This window comes from Sphingomonas sp. LY54 (assembly GCF_035594035.1).
In the GTDB taxonomy this organism is placed as follows: Bacteria; Pseudomonadota; Alphaproteobacteria; order Sphingomonadales; family Sphingomonadaceae; genus Allosphingosinicella.
This window is the reverse complement of the sequence record NZ_CP141588.1, coordinates 2,380,329-2,406,646: the sequence shown is the minus strand read 5'-3', so window position 1 is coordinate 2,406,646 and position 26,318 is coordinate 2,380,329. Positions and strand designations below refer to the sequence as shown.

At 67.7% G+C, this 26,318-nt stretch carries 28 protein-coding genes and 1 other RNA gene; 11 read left to right on the top strand and 18 right to left on the bottom strand.

Translation table 11 applies throughout. From position 1 onward, the window contains the following. The first annotated feature begins 80 nt into the window (after positions 1-80). The 5 genes from SH591_RS12025 (at position 81) to SH591_RS12005 (ending at position 5,765) form a co-directional block, all read left to right on the top strand. Positions 81-1,388, top strand: coding sequence for a sensor histidine kinase (locus SH591_RS12025; RefSeq protein WP_416385239.1), 1,308 nt, complete (start codon positions 81-83; stop codon positions 1,386-1,388). Positions 1,389-1,440: 52 nt separating this feature from the next. Beyond that, positions 1,441-2,454 carry a polyprenyl synthetase family protein gene (locus tag SH591_RS12020; RefSeq protein ID WP_322832455.1) on the top strand — a complete coding sequence of 338 codons (1,014 nt, stop codon included), beginning with the start codon at positions 1,441-1,443 and terminating at the stop codon, positions 2,452-2,454. Between the two features lie 118 nt (positions 2,455-2,572). After that, positions 2,573-5,065 (top strand): ATP-dependent helicase HrpB, encoded by a 2,493-nt coding sequence (gene hrpB, locus SH591_RS12015; protein ID WP_324749310.1) that lies wholly within the window; start codon positions 2,573-2,575, stop codon positions 5,063-5,065. Between the two features lie 44 nt (positions 5,066-5,109). Continuing rightward, positions 5,110-5,388 carry an ETC complex I subunit gene (locus SH591_RS12010; protein ID WP_324749309.1) on the top strand — a complete coding sequence of 93 codons (279 nt, stop codon included), beginning with the start codon at positions 5,110-5,112 and terminating at the stop codon, positions 5,386-5,388. Further along, the gene (locus tag SH591_RS12005) at positions 5,385-5,765 is read left to right on the top strand and encodes a hypothetical protein (protein ID WP_324749308.1); all 381 of its coding nucleotides are present in this window, start codon (positions 5,385-5,387) and stop codon (positions 5,763-5,765) included. The genes SH591_RS12010 and SH591_RS12005 overlap by 4 nt, the downstream gene beginning before the upstream one ends. Here SH591_RS12005 and SH591_RS12000 read toward each other — a convergent pair. Genes SH591_RS12000 through SH591_RS11985 form a run of 4 tightly spaced genes read right to left on the bottom strand, consistent with a single transcriptional unit; the run spans position 5,712 to position 8,330 of the window. After that, entirely contained in the window at positions 5,712-6,248 is a 537-nt protein-coding gene (locus SH591_RS12000) for an NUDIX hydrolase (protein WP_324749307.1), read from the bottom strand. The two genes, SH591_RS12005 and SH591_RS12000, sit on opposite strands and share 54 nt — an antisense overlap. Beyond that, positions 6,245-6,919, bottom strand: a complete 675-nt coding sequence (locus SH591_RS11995) for a TPM domain-containing protein (RefSeq protein WP_324749306.1) — start codon at positions 6,917-6,919, stop codon at positions 6,245-6,247. Before SH591_RS11995 ends, SH591_RS12000 begins: the two co-directional genes overlap by 4 nt. Next, positions 6,913-7,707 (bottom strand): TPM domain-containing protein, encoded by a 795-nt coding sequence (locus SH591_RS11990; protein WP_416385238.1) that lies wholly within the window; start codon positions 7,705-7,707, stop codon positions 6,913-6,915. Before SH591_RS11990 ends, SH591_RS11995 begins: the two co-directional genes overlap by 7 nt. 5 nt (positions 7,708-7,712) lie before the next feature. After that, on the bottom strand, positions 7,713-8,330 hold the full coding sequence (locus tag SH591_RS11985; protein ID WP_322832448.1) for a LemA family protein: 618 nt from the start codon (positions 8,328-8,330) through the stop codon (positions 7,713-7,715). A 74-nt stretch (positions 8,331-8,404) separates the two neighbouring features. Between SH591_RS11985 and mscL the strand changes: the two genes are divergently transcribed. The 3 genes from mscL to SH591_RS11970 all read left to right on the top strand — a co-directional run bounded on the left by mscL (position 8,405) and on the right by SH591_RS11970 (position 9,666). Continuing rightward, positions 8,405-8,836 (top strand): large conductance mechanosensitive channel protein MscL, encoded by a 432-nt coding sequence (gene mscL / locus SH591_RS11980; protein WP_324749304.1) that lies wholly within the window; start codon positions 8,405-8,407, stop codon positions 8,834-8,836. 6 nt (positions 8,837-8,842) lie between these two features. Continuing rightward, positions 8,843-9,183, top strand: a transfer-messenger RNA (tmRNA) gene (gene ssrA, locus SH591_RS11975). 207 nt (positions 9,184-9,390) lie between these two features. Further along, positions 9,391-9,666 (top strand): hypothetical protein, encoded by a 276-nt coding sequence (locus tag SH591_RS11970; RefSeq protein ID WP_322832446.1) that lies wholly within the window; start codon positions 9,391-9,393, stop codon positions 9,664-9,666. 69 nt (positions 9,667-9,735) lie between these two features. On the opposite strand, the gene katG is transcribed toward SH591_RS11970, so the two are convergent. Both katG and SH591_RS11960 read right to left on the bottom strand, forming a co-directional pair. Continuing rightward, on the bottom strand, positions 9,736-11,934 hold the full coding sequence (gene katG / locus SH591_RS11965; protein WP_324749303.1) for a catalase/peroxidase HPI: 2,199 nt from the start codon (positions 11,932-11,934) through the stop codon (positions 9,736-9,738). 208 nt (positions 11,935-12,142) lie between these two features. After that, on the bottom strand, positions 12,143-13,120 hold the full coding sequence (locus tag SH591_RS11960; protein WP_324749302.1) for a DUF2935 domain-containing protein: 978 nt from the start codon (positions 13,118-13,120) through the stop codon (positions 12,143-12,145). Positions 13,121-13,477: 357 nt separating this feature from the next. Between SH591_RS11960 and SH591_RS11955 the strand changes: the two genes are divergently transcribed. The 3 genes from SH591_RS11955 (at position 13,478) to SH591_RS11945 (ending at position 15,097) form a co-directional block, all read left to right on the top strand. Then, on the top strand, positions 13,478-13,684 hold the full coding sequence (locus SH591_RS11955; RefSeq protein ID WP_322832202.1) for a cold-shock protein: 207 nt from the start codon (positions 13,478-13,480) through the stop codon (positions 13,682-13,684). Between the two features lie 85 nt (positions 13,685-13,769). After that, complete coding sequence (locus tag SH591_RS11950; protein WP_322832203.1) at positions 13,770-13,988, top strand: hypothetical protein; 219 nt, start codon at positions 13,770-13,772, stop codon at positions 13,986-13,988. Positions 13,989-14,056: 68 nt separating this feature from the next. Further along, positions 14,057-15,097, top strand: a complete 1,041-nt coding sequence (locus SH591_RS11945; RefSeq protein ID WP_324749301.1) for a rod shape-determining protein — start codon at positions 14,057-14,059, stop codon at positions 15,095-15,097. Between the two features lie 36 nt (positions 15,098-15,133). Here SH591_RS11945 and SH591_RS11940 read toward each other — a convergent pair whose 3' ends face one another. The 12 genes from SH591_RS11940 to SH591_RS11885 all read right to left on the bottom strand — a co-directional run bounded on the left by SH591_RS11940 (position 15,134) and on the right by SH591_RS11885 (position 26,317). Further along, positions 15,134-15,280 carry a hypothetical protein gene (locus tag SH591_RS11940; protein WP_322832205.1) on the bottom strand — a complete coding sequence of 49 codons (147 nt, stop codon included), beginning with the start codon at positions 15,278-15,280 and terminating at the stop codon, positions 15,134-15,136. Between the two features lie 61 nt (positions 15,281-15,341). Then, the gene (locus SH591_RS11935; protein ID WP_324749300.1) at positions 15,342-15,518 is read right to left on the bottom strand and encodes a hypothetical protein; all 177 of its coding nucleotides are present in this window, start codon (positions 15,516-15,518) and stop codon (positions 15,342-15,344) included. 72 nt (positions 15,519-15,590) lie between these two features. Next, positions 15,591-17,942: a polyribonucleotide nucleotidyltransferase gene (gene pnp / locus SH591_RS11930; RefSeq protein ID WP_324749299.1), complete on the bottom strand. Its 2,352-nt coding sequence runs from the start codon at positions 17,940-17,942 to the stop codon at positions 15,591-15,593. A gap of 155 nt (positions 17,943-18,097) precedes the next feature. Next, on the bottom strand, positions 18,098-18,367 hold the full coding sequence (gene rpsO, locus SH591_RS11925) for a 30S ribosomal protein S15 (RefSeq protein ID WP_322832208.1): 270 nt from the start codon (positions 18,365-18,367) through the stop codon (positions 18,098-18,100). A gap of 15 nt (positions 18,368-18,382) precedes the next feature. Further along, positions 18,383-19,294, bottom strand: a complete 912-nt coding sequence (gene truB / locus SH591_RS11920) for a tRNA pseudouridine(55) synthase TruB (RefSeq protein WP_324749298.1) — start codon at positions 19,292-19,294, stop codon at positions 18,383-18,385. Then, complete coding sequence (locus SH591_RS11915) at positions 19,273-19,812, bottom strand: GNAT family N-acetyltransferase (protein ID WP_324749297.1); 540 nt, start codon at positions 19,810-19,812, stop codon at positions 19,273-19,275. Before SH591_RS11915 ends, truB begins: the two co-directional genes overlap by 22 nt. Next, on the bottom strand, positions 19,809-20,210 hold the full coding sequence (rbfA, locus tag SH591_RS11910) for a 30S ribosome-binding factor RbfA (RefSeq protein WP_324749296.1): 402 nt from the start codon (positions 20,208-20,210) through the stop codon (positions 19,809-19,811). The genes SH591_RS11915 and rbfA overlap by 4 nt, the downstream gene beginning before the upstream one ends. A gap of 47 nt (positions 20,211-20,257) precedes the next feature. Further along, positions 20,258-22,804, bottom strand: coding sequence for a translation initiation factor IF-2 (gene infB / locus SH591_RS11905; RefSeq protein ID WP_324749295.1), 2,547 nt, complete (start codon positions 22,802-22,804; stop codon positions 20,258-20,260). Further along, entirely contained in the window at positions 22,801-23,541 is a 741-nt protein-coding gene (locus SH591_RS11900; RefSeq protein ID WP_416385185.1) for a DUF448 domain-containing protein, read from the bottom strand. The genes infB and SH591_RS11900 overlap by 4 nt, the downstream gene beginning before the upstream one ends. Continuing rightward, on the bottom strand, positions 23,522-25,120 hold the full coding sequence (nusA, locus tag SH591_RS11895) for a transcription termination factor NusA (RefSeq protein ID WP_322832213.1): 1,599 nt from the start codon (positions 25,118-25,120) through the stop codon (positions 23,522-23,524). Before nusA ends, SH591_RS11900 begins: the two co-directional genes overlap by 20 nt. A 4-nt stretch (positions 25,121-25,124) precedes the next feature. Next, positions 25,125-25,655 carry a ribosome maturation protein RimP gene (gene rimP, locus SH591_RS11890; RefSeq protein ID WP_322832214.1) on the bottom strand — a complete coding sequence of 177 codons (531 nt, stop codon included), beginning with the start codon at positions 25,653-25,655 and terminating at the stop codon, positions 25,125-25,127. Positions 25,656-25,792: 137 nt separating this feature from the next. Further along, positions 25,793-26,317, bottom strand: a complete 525-nt coding sequence (locus SH591_RS11885) for a CPBP family glutamic-type intramembrane protease (protein WP_324749294.1) — start codon at positions 26,315-26,317, stop codon at positions 25,793-25,795. Position 26,318: the final 1 nt, after the last annotated feature.

Below are 26,318 nucleotides of genomic sequence, written 5' to 3'. Positions count from 1 at the left end.
TGAAGTCCGCCTTCCGCCTTCCCTTCCCGCGCCGCCGCAAAACCGGCCAGCGAGGCTCCACGGGCTCGCTGGCGTGGCGCATGATCGGCGTCGCGACGCTCTGGATCGCCTTGCTGCTCGGCGTCGGCGGCTATGCGCTCGACCGCGTCCTCGCCTCGGCGATCACGCGCAATTTCGATGCGCAGCTCGATTATGTGCTGACCGCCTTGATCGCCTCGTCGGAGATCGGGCCGGACGGCGAGGTCTATTTCAACCGGCCGCCCGCCGACCAGCGCTTCCTCGAACCCTATTCGGGCCTCTATTTCCAGATCAGCGGCAAGGGCGTGGAGCGTTTCGCCTCGCGCTCGCTCTGGGACCGGGCGCTGCGCGTCAACACGTCGCACAATGATTTCCAGCTGCACGATTACGACAGCAGCGAATTTCGGGACGAACCGCTGCGCGTGCTGGAGCGCGACGTGATGCTGCCCGGATCGGACGTCCGCTGGCGCTTTCAGGTCGCGCAAAGCCGCGAGGGGCTGGAAGAACAGATCAACGTCCTGCGCAAGACGATGGTGCGCTCGTTCGGGGTCCTCGGCCTCGGGCTGCTGATCATGGCGGCCATCCAGGCCTTTTACGGCCTGTGGCCGCTGCGCCGCGTGCGCCGCGCCATCGCCCAGATCCGCTCGGGCGAGAAGGCGAGGATCGAGGAAAAATTCCCGCGCGAGATCGAGCCGCTGACGCAGGAGCTCAACGACCTGCTCGTCCATAACGAGGTGCAGGCCGAGGAAGCGCGGCGCCATGCCGGCAACCTCGCCCATGCGCTCAAAACCCCGCTCACCGTGCTCACCAACGCCGCCACCGCGAACAGCCCGGACCTCGACGAGACGGTCTGCCGCGAGGTGACGACGATGCGCCGCCAGGTCGACCACCACCTCGCCCGCGCCCGCGCCATCGGCCGCCGGTCAAGCGCCCAGGCGCGCGCCGACGTGTGGCCGGCGCTGGAAGCGGTCGAGCGCGCGGTCAGCCGACTCTACGAAAATGTCACGATCGACCTTGCCGGCGACAAGGACGTGGCCGTCCGGGTCGAGCGCCAGGATTTGGACGAATTGGTCGGCAATCTCATCGAAAATGCCGCCAAATATGGCGGCGGCCGCGTGTTCGTGACCGTCCGGCGCACGCCCGAATGCGCCGAGATCGAGGTCGAGGATGACGGCCCCGGCATTCCCGAGGCGCAGCGCGCCAGCACCTTCGACCGCGGCGCCCGGCTCGATCTGGAGAAGCCCGGCACCGGCCTCGGCCTCGCCATCGTCCGCGACGTCGCGGAAATATACGAAGGCTCAGTGGCGCTGGAGGAAAGCGAGGATCTGGGCGGCCTGCTCGCCCGGCTCAAGCTGCCGCTGGCGCCATAGTGGGTTGCACGGTCTTGCCTTTGGCGGCTCCAGCGCGCAGAGGCTGCGGCCGATGACCGCGACCATCCACCAGATCGGCGGCGCGCGCGCCCCTTCGCTCGACGCGATGCTGCAGCTCGTGGCCGGCGACCTCAACCACGTCAACACGGTCATCCTCGATCGGATGCAGAGCCAGATCCCGCTAATCCCCGAACTGGCCGGCCATCTGATCGCCAGCGGCGGCAAGCGCATGCGGCCGATGCTGACCTTGGCCTGCGCGCAGTTGCTCGATTATGGCGGCGCCCGCCACCACAAGCTCGCCGCCGCGGTCGAGTTCATTCACACCGCCACCCTGCTGCACGACGATGTCGTCGACGGCTCCGGCATGCGCCGCGGCAAGCGCACCGCCAACATCATCTGGGGCAATCCGGCGAGCGTGCTTGTGGGCGACTTCCTGTTCGCGCGCAGCTTCGAATTGATGGTCGAGGACGGCAGCCTCAAGGTCCTGCGCCTGCTCTCGCACGTCTCCGCCGTGATGGCCGAGGGCGAAGTCGACCAACTCACCGCGCAGCGCCGGATCGAGACCAGCGAAGACCATTATCTCGGCATCATCACTGCCAAGACGGCGGTCCTGTTCGCCGCGGCCTGCCAAGTGGCGGCGATGGTCGCCGAACGCGACGAGACCGTCGAGCAGGGGCTCGACGCCTACGGCCGCTACCTCGGCATTGCCTTCCAGCTGATCGACGACGCGATCGACTATGCCTCGAGCGCCGAGACGATGGGCAAGGGCGTCGGCGACGATTTCCGCGACGGCAAGGTGACCCTGCCGGTGATCCTCGCTTATGCCCGCGGCAGCGACGCGGAGCGCACCTTCTGGCGCGACGCGATCGAGGGCCGGCGCGCGTCCGACGAGGATCTGGCCTACGCGATCACCTTGCTGCGCAAGCACAATGCGATCGAGGACACGATCGCCCGCGCCCGCCATTACGGCCAGCGCGCGATCGACGCGCTCGGCCCCTTCCCCGCCGGCAAGGCCAAATCGGCCTTGGTCGAGGCCGTCGAGTTCGCGATCTCGCGCGCATACTGAGCCTCCCCTCCCGCAAGCGGGAGGGGATTGAGGGGAGGGCCGGTCGGTGACAAGAGACACCGTGCCCCACAGTGAAGCGACATCCCCTCCCCCGGCCCCTCCCGCAAGCGGGAGGGGGGTGCTTCCCATCCATGCCGTCCTCCCGGACCTGCTCGCCGCCTTGCGCGCCGGGTCCAGCGCCGTCCTCGTGGCGCCGCCCGGAGCGGGCAAGACTACCGCCGTGGCCCCGGCCCTCCTCGATCAGTCCTGGTGCAGCGGCGAGATTCTGCTGCTGTCGCCGCGCCGGCTCGCTGCCCGCGCCGCCGCCGAACGCATGGCCGAACTGGCCGGCGAACCGGTCGGCCAGACGATCGGCTACGCGACCCGGCTCGACGCCAAGCGGTCGGCGCGGACGCGCATTCTCGTCATCACCGAGGGCATTTTCCGCAACCGCATCCAGGCCGATCCCGAACTGGCCGGCGTCTCGGCGGTCCTGTTCGACGAGGTCCACGAGCGCAGCCTCGACAGCGATTTCGGCCTCGCATTGGCGCTCGACGCCCAGGCGGCCTTACGGCCCGACCTTCGCCTCGTCGCCATGTCGGCGACGCTCGACGGCACCCGCTTCGCCGAACTGATGGGCGGCGCGCCCTTGATCGAGAGCGAGGGCCGCTCCAATCCGATCGCCCTGCGCCATGTCGGCCGCGCGGCCGAGAAGCGGATCGAGGACGAGATGGCGGCCACGATCCGCCGTGCGCTGGCCGAAGCGGAAGGGAGCCTGCTCGCCTTCCTCCCCGGCGTGGCCGAGATCGAGCGCACCGCCGAGCGGCTCGAGAACCTTCCGGCCGGCGTGGACGTGCACAGGCTGCACGGCTCGCTCGACCCGCGCGACCAGCGCGCCGCCATCGCCGCCGGGCCCGCCGGTCGGCGCAAGATCGTGCTCGCCACCTCGATCGCCGAGACCAGCCTGACCCTGGACGGAGTCCGCATCGTCGTCGATTCCGGCCTCGCGCGCCGCGCCCGCTCCGATCGCGGTGCCGGCATCACCAGGCTCGTCACCGAACGGGCGAGCCAGGCCGCGGTCACCCAGCGCGCCGGCCGCGCCGGCCGCCAGGGGCCCGGCACGGTCTATCGCCTGTGGGAGGAAGCTGCGACCGCAGCCCTCCCGCGCTTCGACCCGCCCGAGATATTGGAGGCGGATCTGAGCGCGCTCCTGCTCGATTGCGCCATCTGGGGCGCGGCCGATCCGCGCGACCTCAAATGGATCGACCCCCCGCCCGCAGCCGCGGTCGACGAGGCACGCAAGCGGCTGCGCTCGCTCGGCGCGCTCGATGAAGACGGCCGCCCGACGGCGCATGGCAAAGCGATCGCCGCCCTGCCGCTGCCGCCGCGTCTCGCCCACATGATGCTGGAGGCCGATGCGCGCGGCTGGGGCGCGACGGCGGCCGAGGTGGCCGTTTTGCTCTCCGAGCGCGGCCTGGGCGGCAGCGACGCCGACCTCGAGCTCCGCCTCCGCCGCTGGCGCAGCGAAAGGGGCCAGCGCGCCGAAGCCGCCAAGGGCCTCGCGACAAGGTGGCGCAGGCTCGTTCGCGAAAACTCCCCGCCGAAAGCCGGGGTCCAGGACGACCTCTCCGCTGGGCCCCGGCTTCCGCCGGGGAACGTCGGCGCCTGCATCGCCCTCGCCTTTCCCGATCGCGTGTCGAAGCGGCGCGACGCGTCGGGCGAGCACTGGATTTCGGCGGGCGGGCGCGGCTTCCGGCTCGATCCCGCCTCGCCGCTCGCGCGCGAAGCCTGGCTGGCGGTGGCCGAAGTCGGCGGCAGCGCGGCCGGCGCCCGCATCCTCTCCGCCGCGCCGATCGAGGAAGCGACGATCGAATCCCTGTTCGCCGACCGTATCGGGAGCGGCAGCCATGTCACGTTCGACGCGGCGACCGGCGGCGTCCGCGCCACCCATGGCCGCCGGCTCGGCGCGATCCAGCTTTCGGGCGGCCAGGACAGCCGCCCCGATCCCGAGGCTGTCGCCGCCGCTCTGGTCGAGGGCGTGCGCAGCCAAGGGCTGCACCTCCTGCCGTGGAGCGAGGCGGCGCAGTCGCTGCGCCGGCGCGTCGCCTTTGCCGCCACCGCCCACGATCCATCGCTGCCCGACCTGTCCGACGCCGCCCTGCTCGCCTCGCTCGACGAATGGCTGCCGATGCTCGTCGCGGGCAAGAGGCGACTGAGCGAGATCGATCCGAGCGCATTGAGCGGCGTGCTCGATACGGCTTTGGGCTGGGAAGGCCGCAAGGCGGTCGACCGGCTCGCGCCGCACGCCTTCACGACGCCGGCCGGAAGCAGCCATGCGATCGACTATGAGGCCGAGGCCGGGCCGACCGTGACGGCCCGCCCGCAGGCTTTTTTCGGCCTGTCGGAGCATCCGAGCATCGCCGGCGGGCGCATCCCGCTCGTCCTCTCGCTGACCTCCCCGGCCGGGCGGCCGATCCAGACCACGCGCGACCTGCCCGGATTCTGGGCCGGGAGTTGGGCCGCCGTCGCCAAGGAGATGCGCGGCCGCTACCCCCGCCACCCCTGGCCCGACGATCCCGCTGCGGCCGATCCGACGCTGCGCACCAAGAAGGCTTCCGCCCGTTCGGGGTGAGCGATATAGGACCCGTCAAAGGATCCGATTTTCAAGGGAATAGAATGGCAGCCCGCATCTTCCAGGAAACCAAGAACGCGATGCAATCGGGCAAGGCCCGCGAGGGACGCTGGGTCCTCGCCTTCGAATCGACGACGCCGCGCCGGCCCGACCCGCTGACCGGCTGGTCCGGCGGCAGCGACACCCAGACTCAGGTGCAGCTCACCTTCGACACGCTCGACGAGGCCAAGGCCTATGCCGAGCGCGAGGGCGTGTCCTATCACATCATCCCGGCGACCGTGCGCAAGCTCAAGCTGCAATCCTACGCCGACAATTTCCGGTGAAACCCGCCTTCGCCTTTTTGCTCCTCGCCGCTGCGCCGGCGCTGGCGCAGGAGGCGAAGTTCGAGCCCCAGGGCGACCGCTTCGCCGACGCCGGCGCGTGCCGGATGTACCTCGAGCAGCGCGTCGCCAAGGCGCGCGGCGATGACTATGTCGCGGTCCGGGGCCCCTATGCGATCAGCGTCGGGGACGTCCGCATCCACATGGTGCGGTCCGACGGCGATGGCCACCTCATCACCGAATATCGCTGCCTCGATTCGGAGCTCAGCGTGCGCAGCTGGCGCCACAGCATGACCGGCGGCGCGGACGAGCCGGCGACGGTCGAATCAATGGCCCGCGACGCCGAATGGCTGAAGAAGGACCGGCCCAAGCAGCAGTAAAAGCTTCGCGTCTATGGCGAGGCCTTCGGCCCGCTTGCGCGCGATGAAATCGGGCACGTCCGCCAGCGGCACGCGGTGGACGACGATGTCCTCGCCGTCGACGCCGCCGCCCTCGCCGACCTTGGTCAGCCCCTCTGCGCGCAGCAGGGTGAAGCCTTCCGACGACATCCCCGGCGAGGCATGGAAGCGCCCCAGATCCACCATCCGCGCGGCGCGGTAGCCGGTCTCTTCCTCCAGTTCGCGGATGGCCGCGGCTTCGACGCTCTCGCCCTCCTGCTCGTCGCCGACCAACCCGGCCGGCAGCTCGAGGCATTTCGCCTGGAGCGGCGCCCGCCATTGCTCGACGAGGAGGATATGTCCCTCGTCGATGGCGATCATCACCGCCGCGGAGACGCCGCGCGTGCGCGAGACGAACTCCCATTTCCCCATCCGCTTGGCGGCAATGAAGCGGCCTTCCCAGACGGTCTCGATTGGCTCGCTCATAATTCGATCAGACGGTCGGGCAGCTCATTGGGATTTTCGTGGCGCGCGGGCAGGCAGCCGGCCAGCACCTCGCCGATCTTTTCGACCGCTGCGGTCATGCCCTCGCCGGGGCGATCGGCCTTCACATGCTCGACCAGGACCGCCATCGCATCGCCCCAAACGTCCGGCTCGACCTTCGAATGGATCGCCTCGTCGGCGACGATCTCGGCGCGATGCTCGGCCAGCGAAAGATAGAGCAGGATTCCGGTGCGCCCGGCTGTGCGGTGCTCGGCGCCGATCCGGAACAGCTCGATCGCACGGCGGCGCACGCGGCGCGTCTTCGTGCGCGCCGGGGTCAGTGCCATGCGCAGCGGCATATAGGCCAACGCGAAGCGGACGATCAGGAAGAAGGCAGCCAGCGCGGCGAAAAGGAACAGCATCAGCATGCCGCGCGTCAGCCCGGCATTCCAACCGAAGAATAACGCCATTAGCCGATCGATCGCCCCTTGCGGCGCGAAGGCGATCAACGCCGGCACGAGGAGCATCGCCAGCACCGCATAATGGAGGCCGACATCGTGATAAGCGTCGGACTTGGCGGCGACGACGGTGACGATCTCGCCATCGCTCTTGCACTCGGCCTCGGCGACGGCGCGCGTGACCAACTCATGGTCTTCCGGGCTGAACCTTACCATCCGCCCGAAGCGCCTCCGCCGCCGAAAGAGCCGCCGCCGCCCGAGAAGCCGCCGAACCCGCCGCCGCCTCCGCCAAAGCCGCCGCCGCCCCAGCCGCTGCTGCCGCCGCCGAAGCCGCCCATGCCGGGGCCCCAGATGAACACGCCGCCGCGGCCGCGGCGATGGCGCCGGCCGCGCTTGCCGCCGCGCAGCATCGGCAGGATGATGAAGAGCAGAACGATCCCCCAGAAAATCAGCGGAAAGATCGAGCCGCCCCCGTCAGAGGCGGTCGCCTGCTGCTGCTGCGCCGCGAGCGCGCGCTGCTCGGCCTGCTCGGGCGGCGCCTGCAATTGCTGGATGATCGCGTCAGCGCCCGCCTTGATCCCGCCCGGATAGTCGTTCTCGCGAAAGCGTGGCAGGATCTGGTTGTGGATGATCAGCGCCGACAGGGCGTCGGTGAGGATCGGCTCGAGCCCGTAGCCGACCTCGATCCGAACCTTGCGCTCGGCCGGGGCGACCAGCAGAATCGTGCCGTTATTGGCCTCGTCCTGGCCGATGCCCCAGGCGCGGCCCAGCTTGTAACCGTAATCCTCGATCGCATTGCCCTGCAGATCGGGCACTGTCGCGATGACGAGCTGGCGCGAGCTCGCGGTTTCGAGTCCTTCCAGTTTCTGCGTCAACTCCGCTTCGTCCTGCGGCGACAGCAGATTGGCGGCGTCGACGACGCGCCCGCTGAGCTTCGGAAAATCCTGCGCCGCGACGGGCGCTGCGAAGAGCAGCAGGAACCCTAGGAAAAGTGCCTTCACGATCCCGTCTAGCGACTGGTGTTGGTGTCGAATTTCACCTCAGGCGCCGTCTCCGCGCCCGGCGTGGTCGCCTGGAACGGCACCATTGGCTCAGCGCCGTAGAAGACCTTGGCGCCGATCACATCGGGGAAGGTGCGAATGCGGGTGTTATAGGCCTGCACCGCCTGGTTGTAGTCGGTGCGCGCGATCGCGATGCGGTTCTCGGTACCCTCGAGCTGCGATTGCAGCGCTAGGAAGTTCTGGTTGGACTTTAGGTCCGGATAGGCCTCCTGCAGCCGCTGCAGCGGAATGATCGCGGTCGAGAGGCGCGCCTGGGCCTCGCTGAATGCGCGCATCGCTGCCGGGTCGCTCAACTGCTCGGGACTGACCTGGATCCGCGTCGCGTTGGCGCGCGCCTCGGTCACCTCGCGCAGCACGTTGCGCTCCTGGGCGGCGGCGCCCTGCACGCTCGCGACGAGGTTCGGGATCAAATCGGCGCGGCGCTGATATTGGTTCTGGACGTCAGCCCAGCGCGCCTTGGCCTCTTCCTCGGCCGTCGGGATCGAATTGATGCCGCAGCCGGCGAGCGAAACGGCCGCAAGCGGCGCCAACAGGGCCAGCGAGGTTCTTCCGCGGAGCATGGGCATCCTTCCCTTTTAAGATAGCGTGCGGACTAGGTAGATAAGAACGGGCGTCTATTCAATCGGGGAGGGTCGGCATCATGCTCCACGAGTTTCGCGACTTCATCGCGCGCGGGAACGTGCTCGACCTCGCGGTGGCGGTCATCATCGGCGCCGCCTTCGCCACGATCACCGCGTCGCTCACCGAAGATATCATCATGCCGGTCGTCGGTGCGCTGTTCGGCGGGCTCGATTTCTCCAGCTATTTTCTGCTGCTGGGCCCGATCCCCGAGGGCTATGCCGGATCGCCCGCTGATTATGCGGCGCTCAGGGCGGCCGGCGCGCCGGTGCTGGCCTACGGTCAGTTCATCACCGAACTGATCGACTTCCTGATCTTGGCGTTTATCATCTTCCTGATCATCCGCTCCGCCAACCGGATGACGCGCAGCAAGGAGGAGGAAGCGCCCGCCGATCCGGCCGAGGTCCAGCTGCTGCTGCGCGAGATACGCGACGAGCTTCGCAAGCGCGGCTGAGCCCCGCCCCTTCACATCCCGCCGCGAAGCGCCTATATGGGAATTGCCGGGTTCGCCCGGCTATGGCGATAAATCGTGTCGTACAATAGACGCAGCGGACCCGGGGGCGGTACCCGGCAGCTCCACCAAAATCCGCCGATAAGGCGGCTTCTGACGGGGCTGAACTAGGATCGACGTGTGTTGAAAAGCGGTGCTTTCGCCCGGCCTGAGTAAGCCGTTAAAGGCTCAAAACCACAAGTGCCAACGATAACGAAGCACTCGCGATCGCTGCGTAACTGATCCCTCACGGGAAAAGTTACAAAGCTTAAGCGCGGCAGGGACCACGCCGGGCAACAGAAGTGGAAACCAGCGGCCTCCGGGAGGGCCGGGCAACAGAACCTCCCGGACCTATTCCGAAAGGCGGAGCGCCGGACGAGAGAAGCTCCCCATTTTCCAGATAGTTGGTCACGATTTCCCGGTGTCGGCGCGCGCCGTCCCACTCGGTTCGTCGAATCCCTCTGGAACCCGAAGGCGGAACCGGGGATTATTACGGCTCTCTTACAAGGGGAGTGACTATGAAGATTCTGTCCAAAGCGATCGCCCTGTCGGCGTTCGCCATGCTCGCCGCCTGCGGCGGCAACGAAGCGGCCGAGAATGTCGAGGCGGCTGCCGAGAACCAGGCCGACGCGCTTGAGATGCAGGCGGACAATCTGACCGAGATGGCCGACAACACGACGGGCGCCGCCGAGAACAGCCTCGAGAACCAGGCCAATGCGCTCGAAAACCAGGCCGACGCGACCCGCGAGGCCGGCGAGAACCGGGCCGACGCGATCGAGGAAAACGCCCAGTAAGAGGCGCTCGAATCATGAAGGGCTGCCGGCACCGCGCCGTCAGCCCTTTTTCATGCCCGCTTCGCGTCGCTAGGACCGGCGCAGATCGAAACGATCGGCATCCATGACTTTGGTCCAGGCGTGCACGAAGTCGTCGACGAACTTCTGCCCGCCATCGTCGGCCGCATAGACTTCGCACAAGGCGCGCAACTGCGCGTTGGCGCCGAACACCAGGTCGGTGCGCGTCGCCGTCCATTTCTCTTCGTCCGTCCGGCGGCAGGTGCCGACGAACACCTCGTCCGCGCTGTCGTCGACCTGTTTCCAGGCGGTGCCCATGTCGAGGAGGTTGACGAAATAGTCGTTGGTGAGCTGGCCCGGCCGGTCGGTGAAGACGCCGTGCTTCGACCCGCCATGATTGGCGCCGAGCACGCGCAGCCCGCCGACCAGCACCGTCATCTGCGGCGCGCTGAGGCCGAGCAGTTGCGAGCGGTCGATCAGCAATTCCTCGGTCGGCACGTTGAACGAGACCTGCAGATAGTTGCGGAAGCCGTCCGCCTTCGGCTCGAGCGGCTCGAAACTCTCCACGTCGGTCTGCGCCTCGGTCGCGTCGCCGCGGCCCGAAGTGAACGGAACCGCCACGTCGTACCCCGCAGCCCGCGCCGCCTGCTCGATGCCGACATTGCCGCCGAGCACGATCAGGTCGGCGATCGAGACGCTGCCCCCGAAATCGGCCTTGATCCCCTCATAGACGCCGAGGACCCTGGCCAGCTCGGCGGGCTCGTTGACCTCCCAGTCACGCTGCGGCGCGAGCCGGATGCGCGCGCCATTGACGCCGCCCCTCTTATCGGAGCCGCGGAAGGTCGAGGCCGAGGCCCAGGCGGTCTTCACCAGCTGGGCGACGGTGAGCCCGGAAGCGACGATCTTGCCCTTGAGGATCGCCACGTCGGCGTCGTCGAGCGTCCGCCCGGCCGGGATGGGGTCCTGCCAGATCAGATCCTCGCCCGGCACTTCCGGACCGAGATAGCGGACCTTGGGCCCCATGTCGCGATGAGTGAGCTTGAACCAGGCGCGGGCGAAGGCGTCGGCGAAGGCGTCGGGATCGTTGCGGAAACGCTCGGCGATCGCGCGATATTTGGGGTCCGCCTTGAACGCCATGTCGGCGGTGGTCATCATCGTCGGCAGGCGCCGGTGCGGGCTGTGCGCGCCCGGCGCCATGTCCTCGGGCCGCGGGCTGACCGGCTGCCACTGCTTGGCGCCGGCGGGGCTGCGCACCAGCTCATACTCGTAATCGAGCAGCATGTGAAAAAAGCTCATGTCCCACTGGATGGGCGTCGGCGTCCACGCGCCCTCGAGGCCGCTGGTAATGGTATGGTCGCCGATGCCGCTCTCGTGCCCGCTCTGCCAGCCGAGGCCCTGCTGGGCGATGTCGGAGCCTTCCGGCTCAGCGCCGACCTTCGAGGCGTCGCCGGCGCCGTGGCACTTTCCGAACGTGTGGCCGCCAGCGGTGAGCGCGAGCGTCTCCTCGTCGTTCATCGCCATCCGGGCGAAGGTCTCGCGGATGTCGCGCGCTGACTGCAGCGGATCGGGATTGCCGCCCGGCCCTTCCGGATTGACGTAGATGAGGCCCATCTGGATCGCGGCGAGCGGGCTCTCCAGCACCTTCTCCTGCTCGGGATGGATGCGGGTCTCGCCCAGCCATTCCTCCTCGGTGCCCCAATAGATGTCCTTCTGCGGCTCCCAGACGTCCTCGCGGCCGCCGCCGAAGCCGAAGGTCGGCCCGCCCATCGATTCGATCGCGACGTTGCCAGCCAGGATCATGAGATCGGCCCACGACAATTGCCGCCCGTATTTCTTCTTGATCGGCCACAGCAAGCGCCGCGCCTTGTCGAGATTTGCATTGTCGGGCCAGCTGTTGAGCGGCGCGAAACGCTGGCCGCCCGAGGACGAGCCGCCGCGGCCGTCGCCGGTGCGGTAGGTGCCGGCGCTGTGCCAGGCCATGCGGATGAAGAACGGGCCGTAATGGCCGTAATCGGCCGGCCACCAGGGCTGGCTGTCGGTCATCAAAGCGGTGAGGTCGCGCTTCATCGCGGCGTAATCGAGCGCCTCGAATTCCTTGGCATAATCGAATGCCTCGCCCAACGGATTGGCGATCGCGCCATTCTGGTGGAGGATTTCGAGCGACAATTGGTTCGGCCACCAGTCGCGGTTGGTCCGCCCGAGCAGCGCCCGCAGCGCGGCCGGTTCCTTCGCCGGGCAATCGAGCGGGCTGCCGCCAGTCTTCGCGTCCATCGTACCGACTCTCCTCGTCAGCAGGGAGACGAGAGTTAGGCACGGCTTCGCGTCGACAAGAAACGACTAAAGCTTATCAAGACGAACAGGAAAATCGATTAGAGGCACGGCCTTATGTCGCGACGGTTTGGGCGATATCGCGATGGCGTCGGCCGGCCCTAGCATGACGGGACGGGAGAGCATCCCGCCATGCCGGATCGACTTTCGGTCAGGCCGCGCGCTGGAGCTCGTCCCTGAACCGCACCGCCTCGCGCCGGACATGGTCGGCCAGCGCCGGGTGGATGATGCTCTGGATCTGGCTCGTCCGGATGCCTTTCTCCGCCGCCGTCTTGAAATCGATGATCGATTCCACCGCCTTCATCGCCGGGTCGGGGGAGCCGCCGGCGCCGGGATCAGCCTCGAGCTTGCCAAACGTGTCGCTCGCCGCGTCGGCCGTCCGGATGAGCGCCTGTTCGTCGGGATCGAGCAACTGGGCGATGAACTGCGAATGCTCCTCCATCTTGTCCGCCCAGAAGGGCACGACCTCGGCGCGCGCATAGGAGACGTCGCCGCGACCGATCTGCTCAATGCGGCGGACGAAGCGGTCCGCCTCCTTGCGCGTGTGATCGAAGAAACTCGGCCAGACCAAGGTCCGGTACTGGCCGGTCTCCTGTGCGCGCTGCATCGCCGTCTTGTAGCCACCGAACGAGCGCGCGAGGTCGACCGTCGAGCGGTTGAAGCCCGGCAGGTCGGACCGGGTCAGCCGGCTCTTGCGCAGGCGCGAGAGATGATCGCCGAAGCGGCGCTGGAACTGCTCCGCCTCGGCGCGGGGCTTCGCGTTTTCGGGGCCGGGCATGAGCATGGCGAAGAACATCGCATGCTCCATCATGATGTCGCCCCAGAACAAGGTGTCGGCGACCGAATGCTCGACCGGGTCCATGCTGCCGGGCCGGGTGACGTAGATCGGCTTGGTACCGCCGCCGAGCGTTCCGACCTGCACGCCGGCGACACTCTCCGGAGCGAGCGGACCCGGACCGACGTGCGGGAATTGCGCCGCGCCCGAGCGCGCGAGGGCCGACGCGCAGCCGGTGGTGCCGAGAAAGGCGGTGCCGACGAGCGTCACCCCGGCAATCTCGACCAGTCGCCGCCGGGTGACCACGCCGGACGACTGCTCGGGCGGACACGCTTCCTGTTCGATATTCATCATCGTCTCCATCCCCCCGCGCCGACACTGCGCCGGCCGATAGCCCGCCGCTGCCCATTTGATGCCGCCCGGTGAAATGGGTTCCTGACGCGCGCTGCCGGCGGATCGATGGCGACTAACAGGCAAAATGAGCTGCGGGATTCCGGGCGTCTCCGAGGTGACCCGTCCGAAATATCGGACCGGCGCCGGGCGGGAAACCGATTAGGCCTAACATTTCGCGCGGGAGCGCCTATATAGGAGAGGCTTCAGTCGCAAAATTGACGGTCTTCGGTGCTTTTGCGGCTCCTTTTTCCTTCTCTCTCGCCTCTTTCAAGCGCCAGGGGACCGACTTCCGGTCTCTTTATCAAGAAGGAATTAGTTATGCCGATCGGCACCGTGAAATTTTTCGACAACGCCAAGGGCTACGGCTTCATCACCAACGAAGCCGGCGGCAACGACGCGTTCGTCCACATGACCGCCGTCGAGGCGGCCGGCATGCGCACGCTCGAGAAGGAGCAGCGCATTTCCTACGACCTCGAGAACGACAAGCGCGGCAAGACCAGCGCAGTCAACCTGCAGGCGGTCTGAGCTGCCGCCCCCGCTCCGGCGGGGGATGAATGAGCGGGCGGGTGCCTCGGCACCCGCCCCTTTCTTGCAAATCGGAGGTCACGGCATGTCTGCACAGCACGAATTCTACCTGGAACGCGCGGCCGAGGCTCGCGCCGGCGCCGGTGCGGCGACGCTCGACAATGTGCGCGACCGCTGGCTACGCTCCGAAGCGACCTGGACCGAAATGGCCGCCCGCAGCGAGCGCGGCGAGAAGATGCGCACCAAGCTCATCGCCGAGAAAGCCCTTGAGCGGGCCGAGTTGAAAGCCGAAAGGCAGGCCTGATCGATCCGCCGGCCGCAGTCCCATCGGATGCGGCCGACACCGCTCACAGGGGAAAGACGCGCGGATCGATGTTTCTGACACGCTGGTTCAACTACAAATCATTCGACATGGCGGTCGATCTCGGCACCGCCAACACGGTCGTGTACGTGCCCGGCCGCGGCATCGTGCTCAACGAGCCGTCGGTGGTGGCGATCGAGACGATCCACGGCGTCCGCCGCGTCAGGGCGATCGGCAACGACGCCAAGCTGATGATGGGCAAGACCCCCGACCAGATTCAAGCCATCCGCCCGATGCGCGACGGCGTCATCGCCGACGTCGACGTCGCCGAGCAGATGATCAAGCATTTCATCACCAAGGTGCACGGCAACAGCCGCCTGCCGCGCTGGCCGGAGATCGTGATCTGCGTGCCGTCCGGTTCCACCTCCGTCGAACGCCGCGCAATCCGCGACGCCGCCTCCAACGCAGGCGCCTCGCAGGTCTGGCTGATCGACGAGCCGATGGCGGCCGCGATCGGCGCCGGCATGCCGGTGACCGAGCCGATCGGTTCGATGGTCGTCGACATCGGCGGAGGCACCACCGAAGTCGCCATCCTCTCGCTGCGCGGCCTTGCCTATACCACGTCGGTGCGCGTCGGCGGCGACAAGATGGACGAAGCGATCACCTCCTACGTCCGCCGCCACCACAGTTTGCTGATCGGCGAAGCTACGGCGGAGCGAATCAAGCACGAAGTGGGCACCGCCAAGATTCCGGCCGACGGCATAGGCTCCAAAGTTCACGTCAGCGGCCGCGACCTCGTCAACGGCGTGCCCAAGCAGATCGTCATGACCCAGGCGCAGATCGCCGACGCGCTGGCCGACCCGGTCGCCGCGATCGTCGAGGCCGTGCGGATCGCGCTCGAGAATACCGCGCCGGAACTGGCCGCCGACATCGTCGATCAGGGCATCATGCTGACCGGCGGCGGCGCGCTCCTCCAGCGCATGGACGAGCGGCTTAGCGAGGCGACCGGCCTGCCCGTGACCGTCGCCGACGACCCTCTGACCTGCGTGGCGATAGGCACCGGCCGCGCGCTCGAGGATCCCACTTTCCGCGCGATCCTACAGACGGCCTGAGCCGGAGCGGCCCGGACGGAGCCAGGGCGCTGCGCCCTATTTTTCCGTGAAGCGCTTCACCTTGACGGGCAGATCCTTGCCCTTGGTGCGGCGCGACGGAATCTGGACCGGGTTCTTCTTCTTCCACTGGGCCCAGGTCATGGGCCCATCCGGCGTCTCGATAATCTCGTCGTCCAGCGACATGGCGATGCTCCCGTTCCGGCGCTCTTCTAGCAGTTTCTAACCGTCAGGTCCCTTGCCCGGTTCAATCGGCAAGGCGCGGCTGCCACTTGCCCTTGGTCCGGCTCGTCAGGTGGAAAAGGCGGCAGCGGTCGCAGCGATAGGGGCGCAGCGGGAGATCAGCGCAGGCGGCAGCGCGGCGCGCCTCGTCCCTGGAGGCGTAACTCGCCTTCCTCAGGCAGACGCTCAGCTTCGTACGCATCGTCGGCCTCCCAGAGAAAAGGCCCCGCGATCGCTCGCGGGGCCCTTCCTGTCAGAACCGAGGTTGGAGACCTCAGTCGTCGTCGCGGGTCAGGAATGCGGGGGCGAATTCGGGCTCGCCGCCTTCCTCGCGCGGGGCGGGCTCGCCGCCTTCACGGCGGGGACCACGGTCGCCACGGCCTTCGCCGCGCTCGCCGCCACGGCCCCGGCCGCCACGGTCGCCGCGGCCTTCGCCGTCGCGACGGGGACCGCGATCACGGCCGCCGCGGTCACCGCGGTCGCTGCGCTCACCACGCTCGCGCGCTTCGCGCGGCGGACGGGTATCCTCCAGCTCGGCGCCGGTTTCCTGGTCGACGACGCGCATCGACAGGCGAACCTTGCCGCGCGGATCGACCTCGAGAACCTTGACCTTCACTTCCTGGCCCTCGGAAACGACGTCGGTCGGCTTCTCGACGCGCTCGTTCCTCATCTCGGAGACGTGGACGAGACCGTCCTTGCCGCCCATGAAGTTCACGAAGGCGCCGAAATCGACGATGTTGACGACCTTGCCGCTGTAGACCTTGCCGACCTCAGCCTCCTCGACGATGCCGAGGATCCACTTACGGGCCGCTTCGATCTGGTTGACGTCGGACGAGCTGATCTTGATCACGCCCTCGTCGTCAATGTCGACCTTGGCGCCGGTCTCGGCAACGATCTCGCGGATCACCTTGCCGCCGGTGCCGATGACTTCGCGGATCTTCGCCTTGTCGATCTGCATCGTCTCGATACGCGGAGCGTGCGCCGAAAGCTCGGTGCGGACTTCGCCCAGCGCCTTGGCCATCTCGTTCAGGATGTGGGCGCGACCGGCATTCGCCTGCTCGAGCGCGACCTTCATGATCTCCTCGGTGATACCGGCGATCTTGATGTCCATCTGCAGCGAGGTGATGCCCTCGGACGTGCCGGCGACCTTGAAGTCCATGTCGCCGAGATGGTCCTCGTCACCCAGGATGTCGGAAAGGACCGCGAAGTCCTTGCCTTCCAGGATGAGGCCCATGGCGATGCCCGAGACCGGACGCTTCAGCGGAACGCCCGCATCCATCATCGCGAGGCTGCCGCCGCACACCGTCGCCATCGACGACGAGCCGTTCGACTCGGTGATGTCGGAAAGGACGCGGATCGTGTACGGGAACTCCTCCGTGCTCGGCAGCACCGGGTGCAGCGCGCGCCAGGCGAGCTTGCCGTGGCCGACTTCGCGACGGCCCGGGGCGCCGAAGCGGCCGACTTCGCCGACCGAATAAGGCGGGAAGTTATAGTGCAGCATGAAGCGCTGGTAGGAGAGACCCTCCAGGCCGTCGATCATCTGCTCGGCGTCCTTGGTGCCGAGCGTGGTGGTGCAGATCGCCTGCGTCTCGCCGCGGGTGAACAGCGCCGAACCGTGGGTGCGCGGCAGGAAGCCGACCATCGACTCGATCGGGCGGACCGTCTTCGTGTCGCGGCCGTCGATGCGGCGGCCGTCCTTCAGGATCGCGCCGCGGACGATTTCCGCCTCGAGCTTCTTGACGAGCTTGGCGGCGGCGAGCTGGGCCTGCGGCTCGGCTTCGGCGAATGCCGCCTTGGCCTTGTCGCGGGCGGCGTTGAGCATGGCCGAACGCTCGGACTTCTGCGTCGTCTTGTAGGCGGCGGCGATGTCGGCGCCGACCAGGTCGCGCAGCTTCTGCTTGACCTCGGACGTGTCGGCGGCCTCGGCGAGCTCCCAAGGCTCCTTAGCGGCCTGCTCGGCGAGCTTGATGATCGCCTCGATGACCTTCTGGCTCTGCTTGTGGCCGTACATGACGGCGCCGAGCATGACCTCCTCGGAGAGCTCCTTGGCCTCCGATTCGACCATCAGCACGGCGTCGTAGGTGCCGGCCATGACGAGGTCGAGATCGCCCTGCTTGATCTGCTCGCTGGTCGGGTTGAGGACATACTCGCCGTCGACATAGCCGATGCGGGCGCCGGCGATCGGGCCCATGAACGGGATGCCCGAAAGGGTGAGCGCCGCCGAGGCCGCGACCATCGCGACGACATCGGGCTCGTTCTCGCCGTCATAGGAGAGAACCTGCGCGATCACGAGGACTTCGTTGTAGAAGCCTTCCGGGAAGAGCGGACGGATCGGACGGTCGATCAGGCGGCTGGTCAGCGTTTCCTTTTCGGTGGCGCCGCGCTCGCGCTTGAAGAAGCCGCCCGGGATGCGGCCGGCGGCCGAGAACTTTTCCTGATAGTGGACGGTCAGCGGGAAGAAATCCTGCCCCGGCTTCACATTCTTGGCCGCGGTGACGGCGCAAAGGACGACGGTTTCGCCCAGGGTGGCCAGCACAGCGCCGTCCGCCTGACGGGCCACGCGGCCCGTTTCGAGGGTGAGCGTCTTGCCGCCCCACTCGATTTCCACTTTCTTCATGTCAAACATCTGTTTTTCCTTACATCACCGGCGGCCAGATGCGGCCGGTGGCCTGCGTGCGGGCAGTTTGGCCCGCCTTGGTGGACCCGAACGGTCCATTCCAGGGATCGCCGGATTGCGGTCCCCGAAAATGAGAAACGGCCCCGCGAGGGGGCCGTCCCGTATTATTTGCGAAGGCCGAGCTTCCCGATGAGCGCGAGGTAGCGCTCCCCATCGGTCTTCCGGAGATAATCCAGAAGCGAGCGGCGCTTGTTGACCAGCATCAGCAGACCGCGCCGGCTATGATTGTCCTTGGCGTGGGTCTTGAAGTGCTCGGTGAGATTGGTGATGCGCTCCGTGAGGATCGCGACCTGGACCTCGGGGGATCCGGTGTCGCCCGACTTGCGGGCGTTGTCGTTGATGATTTCCTGCTTGCGCTCGATGCTAACCGACATCGTCTTCCTTTCAAACTAGAGGTTGAAGCCGCGCACCACCCGAAGTTCGCCCTCGGAAAGCTCCACCAGCGCAACCGGAACAGACTGGTCGGTCGCAAGGTAGTGCCCTGGCTGTGCGGCAATCCCGATCACTTTCTGCCCCTGGCGGAGCAGCCTTGCCTGATCGGGGGCGACGGGTAGAGCCGGGATGTCGTCCAGCCCTGCCGTCAACGGCAAGAGTGCCTGTTCTAGCTGGCGCGCATGGCCGAGATCGGCCAATTTGTCCAGCGAAATCGCTCCCTCCAGAGTGAACGGGCCGGCCTTCGTCCGCCGCAGCATGGTCACCGAACCGAGCGTTCCGACCGCGCGGGCGATGTCGCGGGCGAGCGAGCGGATGTAGGTGCCCTTGGAGACACGTGCGATGAGCGTGACGGAGTCCAGCTCCTCTCCGTCATCCCCGCTTTCGCGGGGATGACGGAGAGATAGTTCGTGCACCGTCACCGCGCGGGTCTTCATTTCGACCTGCTCGCCGGCGCGGGCGCGGTCGTAGGCGCGTTTGCCGTCGACCATCAGCGCCGAATAAGCCGGCGGCACCTGCTCGATCGGGCCGGTGAAGAGCGGCAGCGCCGCCTCCAGCGCCGCCAGAGTGGGGCGAACGTCGGAGGTGGCGACCACCTCCCCTTCCCCGTCGAGCGTCGAAGTCTCGGCGCCGAAGCCGATCGTGAATTCGTAGATCTTGTCGGCGTCGAGCATGCGGCCCGACAGCTTGGTCGCCTCGCCGAGCGCGACCGGCAGCACGCCACTCGCCAGCGGATCGAGCGTGCCGCCATGGCCGACCTTCATCTTGGGATAGCCGCCCGCCTTCAGCGCGCGCTTCACCGCCGACACGATCTGGGTCGAGCCGGGCCCGAGCGGCTTGTCGACGATCAGCCAGCCGTGGAGGGCCATTCGTCCGCCAGGATCGAGAAGAGGATTGTGTCGCGGACATGGCCGGTCCACGTGATCCGTTCCTGCCGGATCACGCCTTCGCGCACGCTGCCGAGCTTCGCCATCGCCGCCTGGGACCGCTTGTTGCGGGCATCTACGCGGAACTCGATGCGGCGGAAGCCGCACGCGATCGCCCGCGCGATCATCAGATCCTTGACCCGGCGGTTGATGCCGCTGCCGCGCAGCGTGGGCACATAATAGGTATTGCCGATCTCGAGCACGCCGCGTTCCGGCTCGATGCCAATATAGGCGCTCATGCCGACCACGCGTTCGTCCAGCAAGATCGCGAAGGCGCAGCCGTTGGGCCGCGCGACGAGGGCGTCGAAGCTCGCATCGAAATGTTCGGGCCCATAGGGAATGGCGTAGATCGCCCAGATCTCGCGGTCCTCGGCGCAGGCCTCGCGCAGCGCGTCGCGGTGCGGCTCGGCCAGCGGTTCGAGGCGGAGCGCGCCGTCCGCCATCGGCGCGCCGAGGCTCACTCTTCCTCGTCGCCGCCGAGGTCCGCCGCAACCTTGGGCGAGCGCAGGATCTTGTCGATGTGGCTGCCCTCGTCGAAGCTCTCGTCGGGCAGGAACTTCAGCATCGCCGCATATTTGGTATTCACCCGCCGCGACACCTCGCCGCGCAGATAGCGCACGTTCTTCTTCAACGCCGCGATCACCTGCGCCTCGTCGGCGCCGAGCAGCGGCTTCACGAAGACGGTGGCATGGCGCAGGTCCGGCGACATCCGCACCTCCGTGACCGAGACCGGATGGCTCGCCAGCACGTCGTCATGCACGTCGCCGCGGGCCAGCACGTCGCTCAGCGCATGGCGCACCTGCTCGCCGACGCGCAACAGGCGGACCGAGCGCCCTTCCTGGGATTCATTGTGACGCATAGATCAACAGCTCCATCCCCTCCCCCGCGAACGGGGGAGGGAAATGCTTAGAGCGTCCGTGCCCGTTCCTCGACCTCGAAGACCTCCAGGTGGTCGCCCGCCTTGATGTCGTTCGTGTCGGCGAGGAGCACGCCGCATTCGAGGCCGGCGCGCACTTCGGCAACGTCGTCCTTGAAGCGCCGCAGCGAAGCGATCGTCGTCTTGGAGACGATGACGTCGGAGCGGGTGAGGCGCGCATGTAGGCCCTTGCGGATGACGCCTTCGAGCACGAGCAAGCCGGCCGCCTTGTCCTTCTTGCCGGCCGGGAAGACCTCCTTGACCTCGGCGCGGCCGACGACGGTCTCGACGATCTCGGGTCCGAGCTCGCCGGCCATCGCCTGCTTCACCCAGTCGGTGAGGTGGTAGATGACGTCGTAATAGCGGAACTCGACCTTGTTGCGCTCGCCGATCTCGCGCGCCTTGGCGTTCGGACGGACGTTGAAGCCGATGATCGGCGCGTTCGAGGCACTGGCCAGGGTCACGTCGCTCTCGGTGATCGCGCCGACGCCCGAATGGAGCACGCGGACGCGGATCTCGTCGGTCGAGATGCGGTTGACGGCGTTGACGATCGCCTCGACCGAGCCCTGCACGTCGGCCTTGATGACCATCGGGAATTCGATGGCCATGTTCGCCTTGGAGACGAACATGTTCTCAAGGCTGACCGGCGCGGAGGTGGTCCGCTTGCGATCGAGCAAGCCCTGGCGATAAGCGGCGACTTCGCGGGCGCGAGCGTCGTTCTCGACCACCGAGAAGGGATCGCCCGCCGACGGGACGGCGGAGAGGCCGAGCACTTCGACCGGGACCGAGGGTCCGGCTTCCTTCACCTGGCGACCCTTGTCGTCGATCATCGCGCGGACCTTGCCGCTGGCGGCGCCGACCACGAACGTGTCGCCCACGCGCAGCGTGCCGCGCTGGACGAGCACGGTCGCGAGCGGGCCGCGGCCCTTGTCGAGCTTGGCCTCGATCACCGCGGCCTCGGCCGGGCGATCGGGATTGGCCTTCAGTTCGAGCAGTTCGGCCTGGAGCTGGATCGCCTCGAGCAATTTGTCGAGGTTGGTCTTCTTCAGTGCCGACACCTCGACGTCCTGGACGTCGCCGGACATCGCCTCGACGACGATCTCGTGCTGCAGCAGTTCCTCGCGGACCTTCTGCGGATTGGCCTCGTGCTTGTCGATCTTGTTGATCGCCACGATCATCGGCACGCCGGCCGCCTTGGTGTGGTTGATCGCCTCGATCGTCTGCGGGCGCAGGCCGTCGTCCGCCGCCACCACCAGGATGACGATGTCGGTGACGTTGGCGCCGCGCTGGCGCATCTCCGTGAAGGCCTCGTGGCCCGGCGTGTCGAGGAAGGTGATCTTCGACTTGTCCGGCATCGCCACCTGGTAGGCGCCGATATGCTGGGTGATGCCGCCGGCCTCGCCGGACACGACGTCGCCGCCGCGGATCGCATCGAGCAAGGACGTCTTGCCGTGATCGACGTGGCCCATGATGGTCACGACCGGCGAACGCGGCTTCAGCGTCTCGGGCGCATCTTCCTCGCCGCCGACGCCGATCTCGACGTCCGCGTCGCTGACGCGCTTGATGTTATGGCCGAATTCCGTGACGAGCAGCTCGGCCGTGTCCTGGTCGATCGCCTGGTTGACGGTGACGACCATGCCCATCTTGAAGAGCGACTTGACGAGGTCGGCGCCCTTCTCGGCCATGCGGTTGGCGAGCTCGCCGACCGTGATGGTGTCGGGCACGACGACGTCGCGGATCTGCTTGGCCTGCGGGCCACCCATCTGATGATGGCGCTTTTCCTTCTCGCGGGCGCGCTTCAGCGCGGCCAGCGAGCGGGCGCGGGCACCGCCGTCGCCATCATTGAGGGCACGGGTGACGGTGAGCTTGCCGGACTGGCGGCGGTCGTCGCCGCCGCGGGCGCCGCGCGCCGGACGCGCCGGCTCGGGCCGCTTGGCGACGTTGACGAAGCCCTTCGGGCGCGGGTGCGCCGGACGGCGCTCCTCTTCCTCGGCGGCGGCCGGAGCGGCAGGCTGCTGGGCGGCCTGCTCGGGCTCCTCGGCGGCGCGCTTGGCGGTTTCCTCTGCCTCGCGCGCACGTTCTGCAACGGCGGCTTCCTCGGCCTTGCGGTTGTCTTCGGCGCGGCGCTTCTCTTCCTCGGTCGCCTGCTGGGCTTGGCGGTCCTCGCGGCGGCGCGCTTCCTCGAGCGTCGTCAGGCGCGCTTCCTCGGCTTCGCGCAGCAGACGCTCCTGCAGTTCGCGGCGGGCGGCGGCGTCCATCGGCCGCTGCGGCGCTGGGCGCTGCGGAGCGGGCTGCGGCGCGGGAGCCTTGGCGGCGGGGGCCGGAGCGGCCGGGGCCGGCGCGGGTGCGGCTTCCTCGACGCGCGGCGCCTCTGCCTCACCCGGCTTGCCGAGGATGCGGCGCTTCTTGACCTCGACCACGACCGTGTTCGAGCGGCCATGGCTGAAGCTCTGCTTCACCTTGCCGGTCTCCACGGTCCGCTTGAGACCCAGCGGTGCGCGCGCTCCCAGTTTCGGCTTGTCTGTCGTGTCGCTCATTTAAACCCTTCGTTCTCACTCAATGCCGACCGCGCCGCTGCGTCATCTCCGCAGGGGTTTAGCTGACCTTCAACTCCGATAAAAGCGCGCCACCGGGCGAGCGCGTGACTCACACGCGCTGCGGCGGCTCGGTCGATCAATGCGACATGTACCACATTCTGGCGACCAAGCGCTAACGACAATATGGACCTTTCCGCTGGAAAAACCAGTCCTTGGCCACCCGTTTCCTCGCCGCCGCCGCCGACCCGCCAGGCCTGGTCGAGCTTGCGGTTGCCGTCCTCGCTGGCGTCGGCGGCGTGGATCAGCAGATGCACATCGCCCCGGCGGGCCGCGGTTTCGATCTTTTCGCTGCCGGTCAGCAGGGTGCCCGATCGCGCCTCGAGGCCGAGCCGGTCGAGCGCGGCCTGACGCAGCGCGTCCGCGATGCGCGCGCCCAGATCCTCGGGAATCTTCAGGTCCGCGCCCTTGAAGGAGCGCAGCAAGGCGCCCCGCAGCCGGCCCTTGGCCTGGGCCGCTTCGAGTGTCGCGCGATCCACGCCGATCCAGGCGCCGCGGCCGGGCGCCTTGGCGCGAACGTCGGGCAGCACCGTTCCGTCGGGGCCGATGGCAAGGCGCACGAGCGCATCCCGCGCGGCATGCTCGCCGCTCAGGATGCACTTGCGTTCCGGCGTGTGGGAGGGCTTGCGCCCCCCTACGTCACTGGCTTCGCTTAGGGTCTCATTGGGAGTCTGCCGCAACAGCGTCCTCCCCTTCATCCTCGAACCAGTGGGCGCGCGCGGCCATGATGATCTCGTTGCCCTGATCGTCGCTCAGGCCATATTCGGCGAGAATGCCGCCCTTGTCCTCGGTGCGGTTGCTCTCGCGCTGGCGGCGCTGCTCCGGACGCTTCTTCTGGACCAGTTCGTCGGTCGCGAGATCGGCGAGGTCGTCGAGCGTCTTGATGCCGGCCTTGCCGAGCGTGACCAGCATCGCCTCGTTGAGGTAGGGCATCTCGGCCAGCGCATCCTCCACGCCGAGCGCGCGGCGCTCCTGGCGCGAGGCCTCCTCGCGGCGATCGAGCGCTTCCTGGGCGCGGCTCTGCAGCTCGGCGGCGAGCTCCTCGTCGAAACCTTCGATTGAGGCGATCTCGTCGACCTCGACATAGGCCACTTCCTCGAGCGCGCCGAAGCCTTCGGCGACGAGCAACTGGGCCAGCGTCTCGTCGACGTCGAGCTCGGTCTGGAACATCTCCGAGCGCTCGATGAACTCGCGCTGGCGCTTCTCGCTCGAATCCGCCTCGGTCATGATGTCGATCGCCGAGCCGGTGAGCTGCGACGCGAGCCGCACGTTTTGGCCGCGGCGGCCGATCGCAAGGCTGAGCTGATCGTCGGGGACGACCACCTCGATGCGGCTCTCTTCCTCGTCGATCACGACGCGGGCGACGGTCGCCGGCTGCAGCGCGTTGACGACGAATGTGGCGAGGTCCTCGGACCACGGGATGATGTCGATCTTCTCGCCCTGCATCTCCTGGACCACGGCCTGGACGCGCGAGCCCTTCATGCCGACGCAGGCGCCGACCGGATCGATCGAGCTGTCATGGCTGATCACGCCGATCTTGGCGCGCGAGCCCGGATCGCGGGCGGCGGCCTTGATCTCGATGATGCCGTCGTAGATTTCGGGGACTTCCTGCGCGAACAGCTTTTTCATGAAATCGGGGTGCGCGCGCGACAGGAAGATCTGCGGCCCGCGATTCTCGCGACGGACGTTGAGGATCAGCGAGCGGACGCGGTCGCCGACGCGAACGACTTCGCGCGGGATCTGCTGGTCGCGGCGGATGACGCCCTCGGCGCGGCCGAGATCGACGACGACGTGGCCGAATTCGACGCGCTTGACGACGCCGGTGATGATCTCGCCGGCGCGGTCCTTGAATTCCTCGAACTGGCGCTCGCGCTCGGCGTCGCGCACCTTCTGGAAGATGACCTGCTTGGCGGCCTGGGCGGCAATGCGGCCGAATTCGATCGGCGGCAGCGGATCGACGATGAAGTCGCCGATCTCGGCGCCCGGCTGCAGCTTCTGCGCGTCGGCGAGGCTGACCTGCTTGAAGTAATCGTCGACCTCCTCGGTCACCTCGACGACGCGCCACAGGCGCAGGTCGCCCGAGACGGGATCGAGCTTGGCGCGGATGTCGTTCTCGGCGCCGTAGCGGGCACGGGCGGCGCGCTGGATCGCGTCCTCCATCGCCTCGATCACGATCGCCTTGTCGATCAGCTTCTCGCGCGCGACAGCGTCGGCGATGGCGAGCAGCTCGGCCTTATTGGCGGAAACGGCGGTGGCCATAGGTTCAGTCCTGTCCTTCTACCTGGATGGAGTCCGCGCCTTCCGCGTCGAGCGGAGCGGTCGCTTCAATGAGTCTGTCGGTCATGACGAGCTTGGCGGACTGGAGCGCCGCGAACGGCAGCCGGGTCTCGCCGAGGCCCTGAACGTCGACCACGATTTGGTCGCCGTCGGAGCCGATCAGGTCGCCCGCAAACACTTTGCGGCCGTCCAGCTTCTCGGCGAGGACCAAGCGGGCCTCGTGGCCCTTCCAGTCGTCGAAATCCTTGAGGCGGGTCAGCGGCCGGTCGATGCCCGGCGAGCTCACTTCGAGCCGGTAGGCATGCTCGATCGGGTCCGTCTCGTCGAGCAGCTCCGAGAGCCGCCGCGACAGTCGGGCGCAATCCTCGAGTGTGAGCTGGCGCGTGTCGGGGCGCTCGGCCATGACCTGCAAGGTCGGATCGGACGTGCCGCCGGTCATCTTCACGCGCACCAGCTCCAGCCCCTCGGCCTTCGCCTGGGGCTCGATCAGCCGGGTCAGTTCGGCGATGTCCGCCATGCACGCTCCAAAAAGATAAAGGCCAAAAAAGATAAAGGCCAGCCGCGCCGGCCCCCGGGGGGACCAGCCTCAACAAAGTTACCGATGTCGAGAAAGTCAGCAGCTATATAAGCCGGTCTAGTCGCGTGAGCAAGAGATTAGCTGGCCATCCACGGCGAGGGCGCGCCGAACCAGGCTTTCCAGCCGACGACGACCAGCCAATGCAGCGCGACGGAAGGCCATATCGAGCCCGTCGCTAGATACAGCCGGCTCGCCGCGGTGCCGAAAACCGCCACGCATGCGAGAAACCAGGGGTTCAATACCACCTCGCCCCAGCTGGGCCCGAACAGCAGCGCCTGCGGCGGATGCCATGCGACGAACAGCAGGACTGGCAGGATGTAGCGCCAGGCGGGAGCGGGTTGGCCGGGGGTCGGCAGCGCTATCACGCGGAACAGCAGCTCCTCGCCGAAGGCGGGGGCGACCAGCGCGACGAGCGCAAGCCGCGCGAGCAAGGCCGAATCCTCGGCCCAGCCCCATTCCATCAGGCCGCCGGCATAGCCGAGGGCGACGATCAGCGGCAGCGACCACGCCAGTTCGGCCAGCGCACGCCGAAGCGCGGCGCGATCGGGAATGGTGACGAGCGCAGCGCCGATCTTCCCGCGAAGCCCGGCGCGATTCGTCACG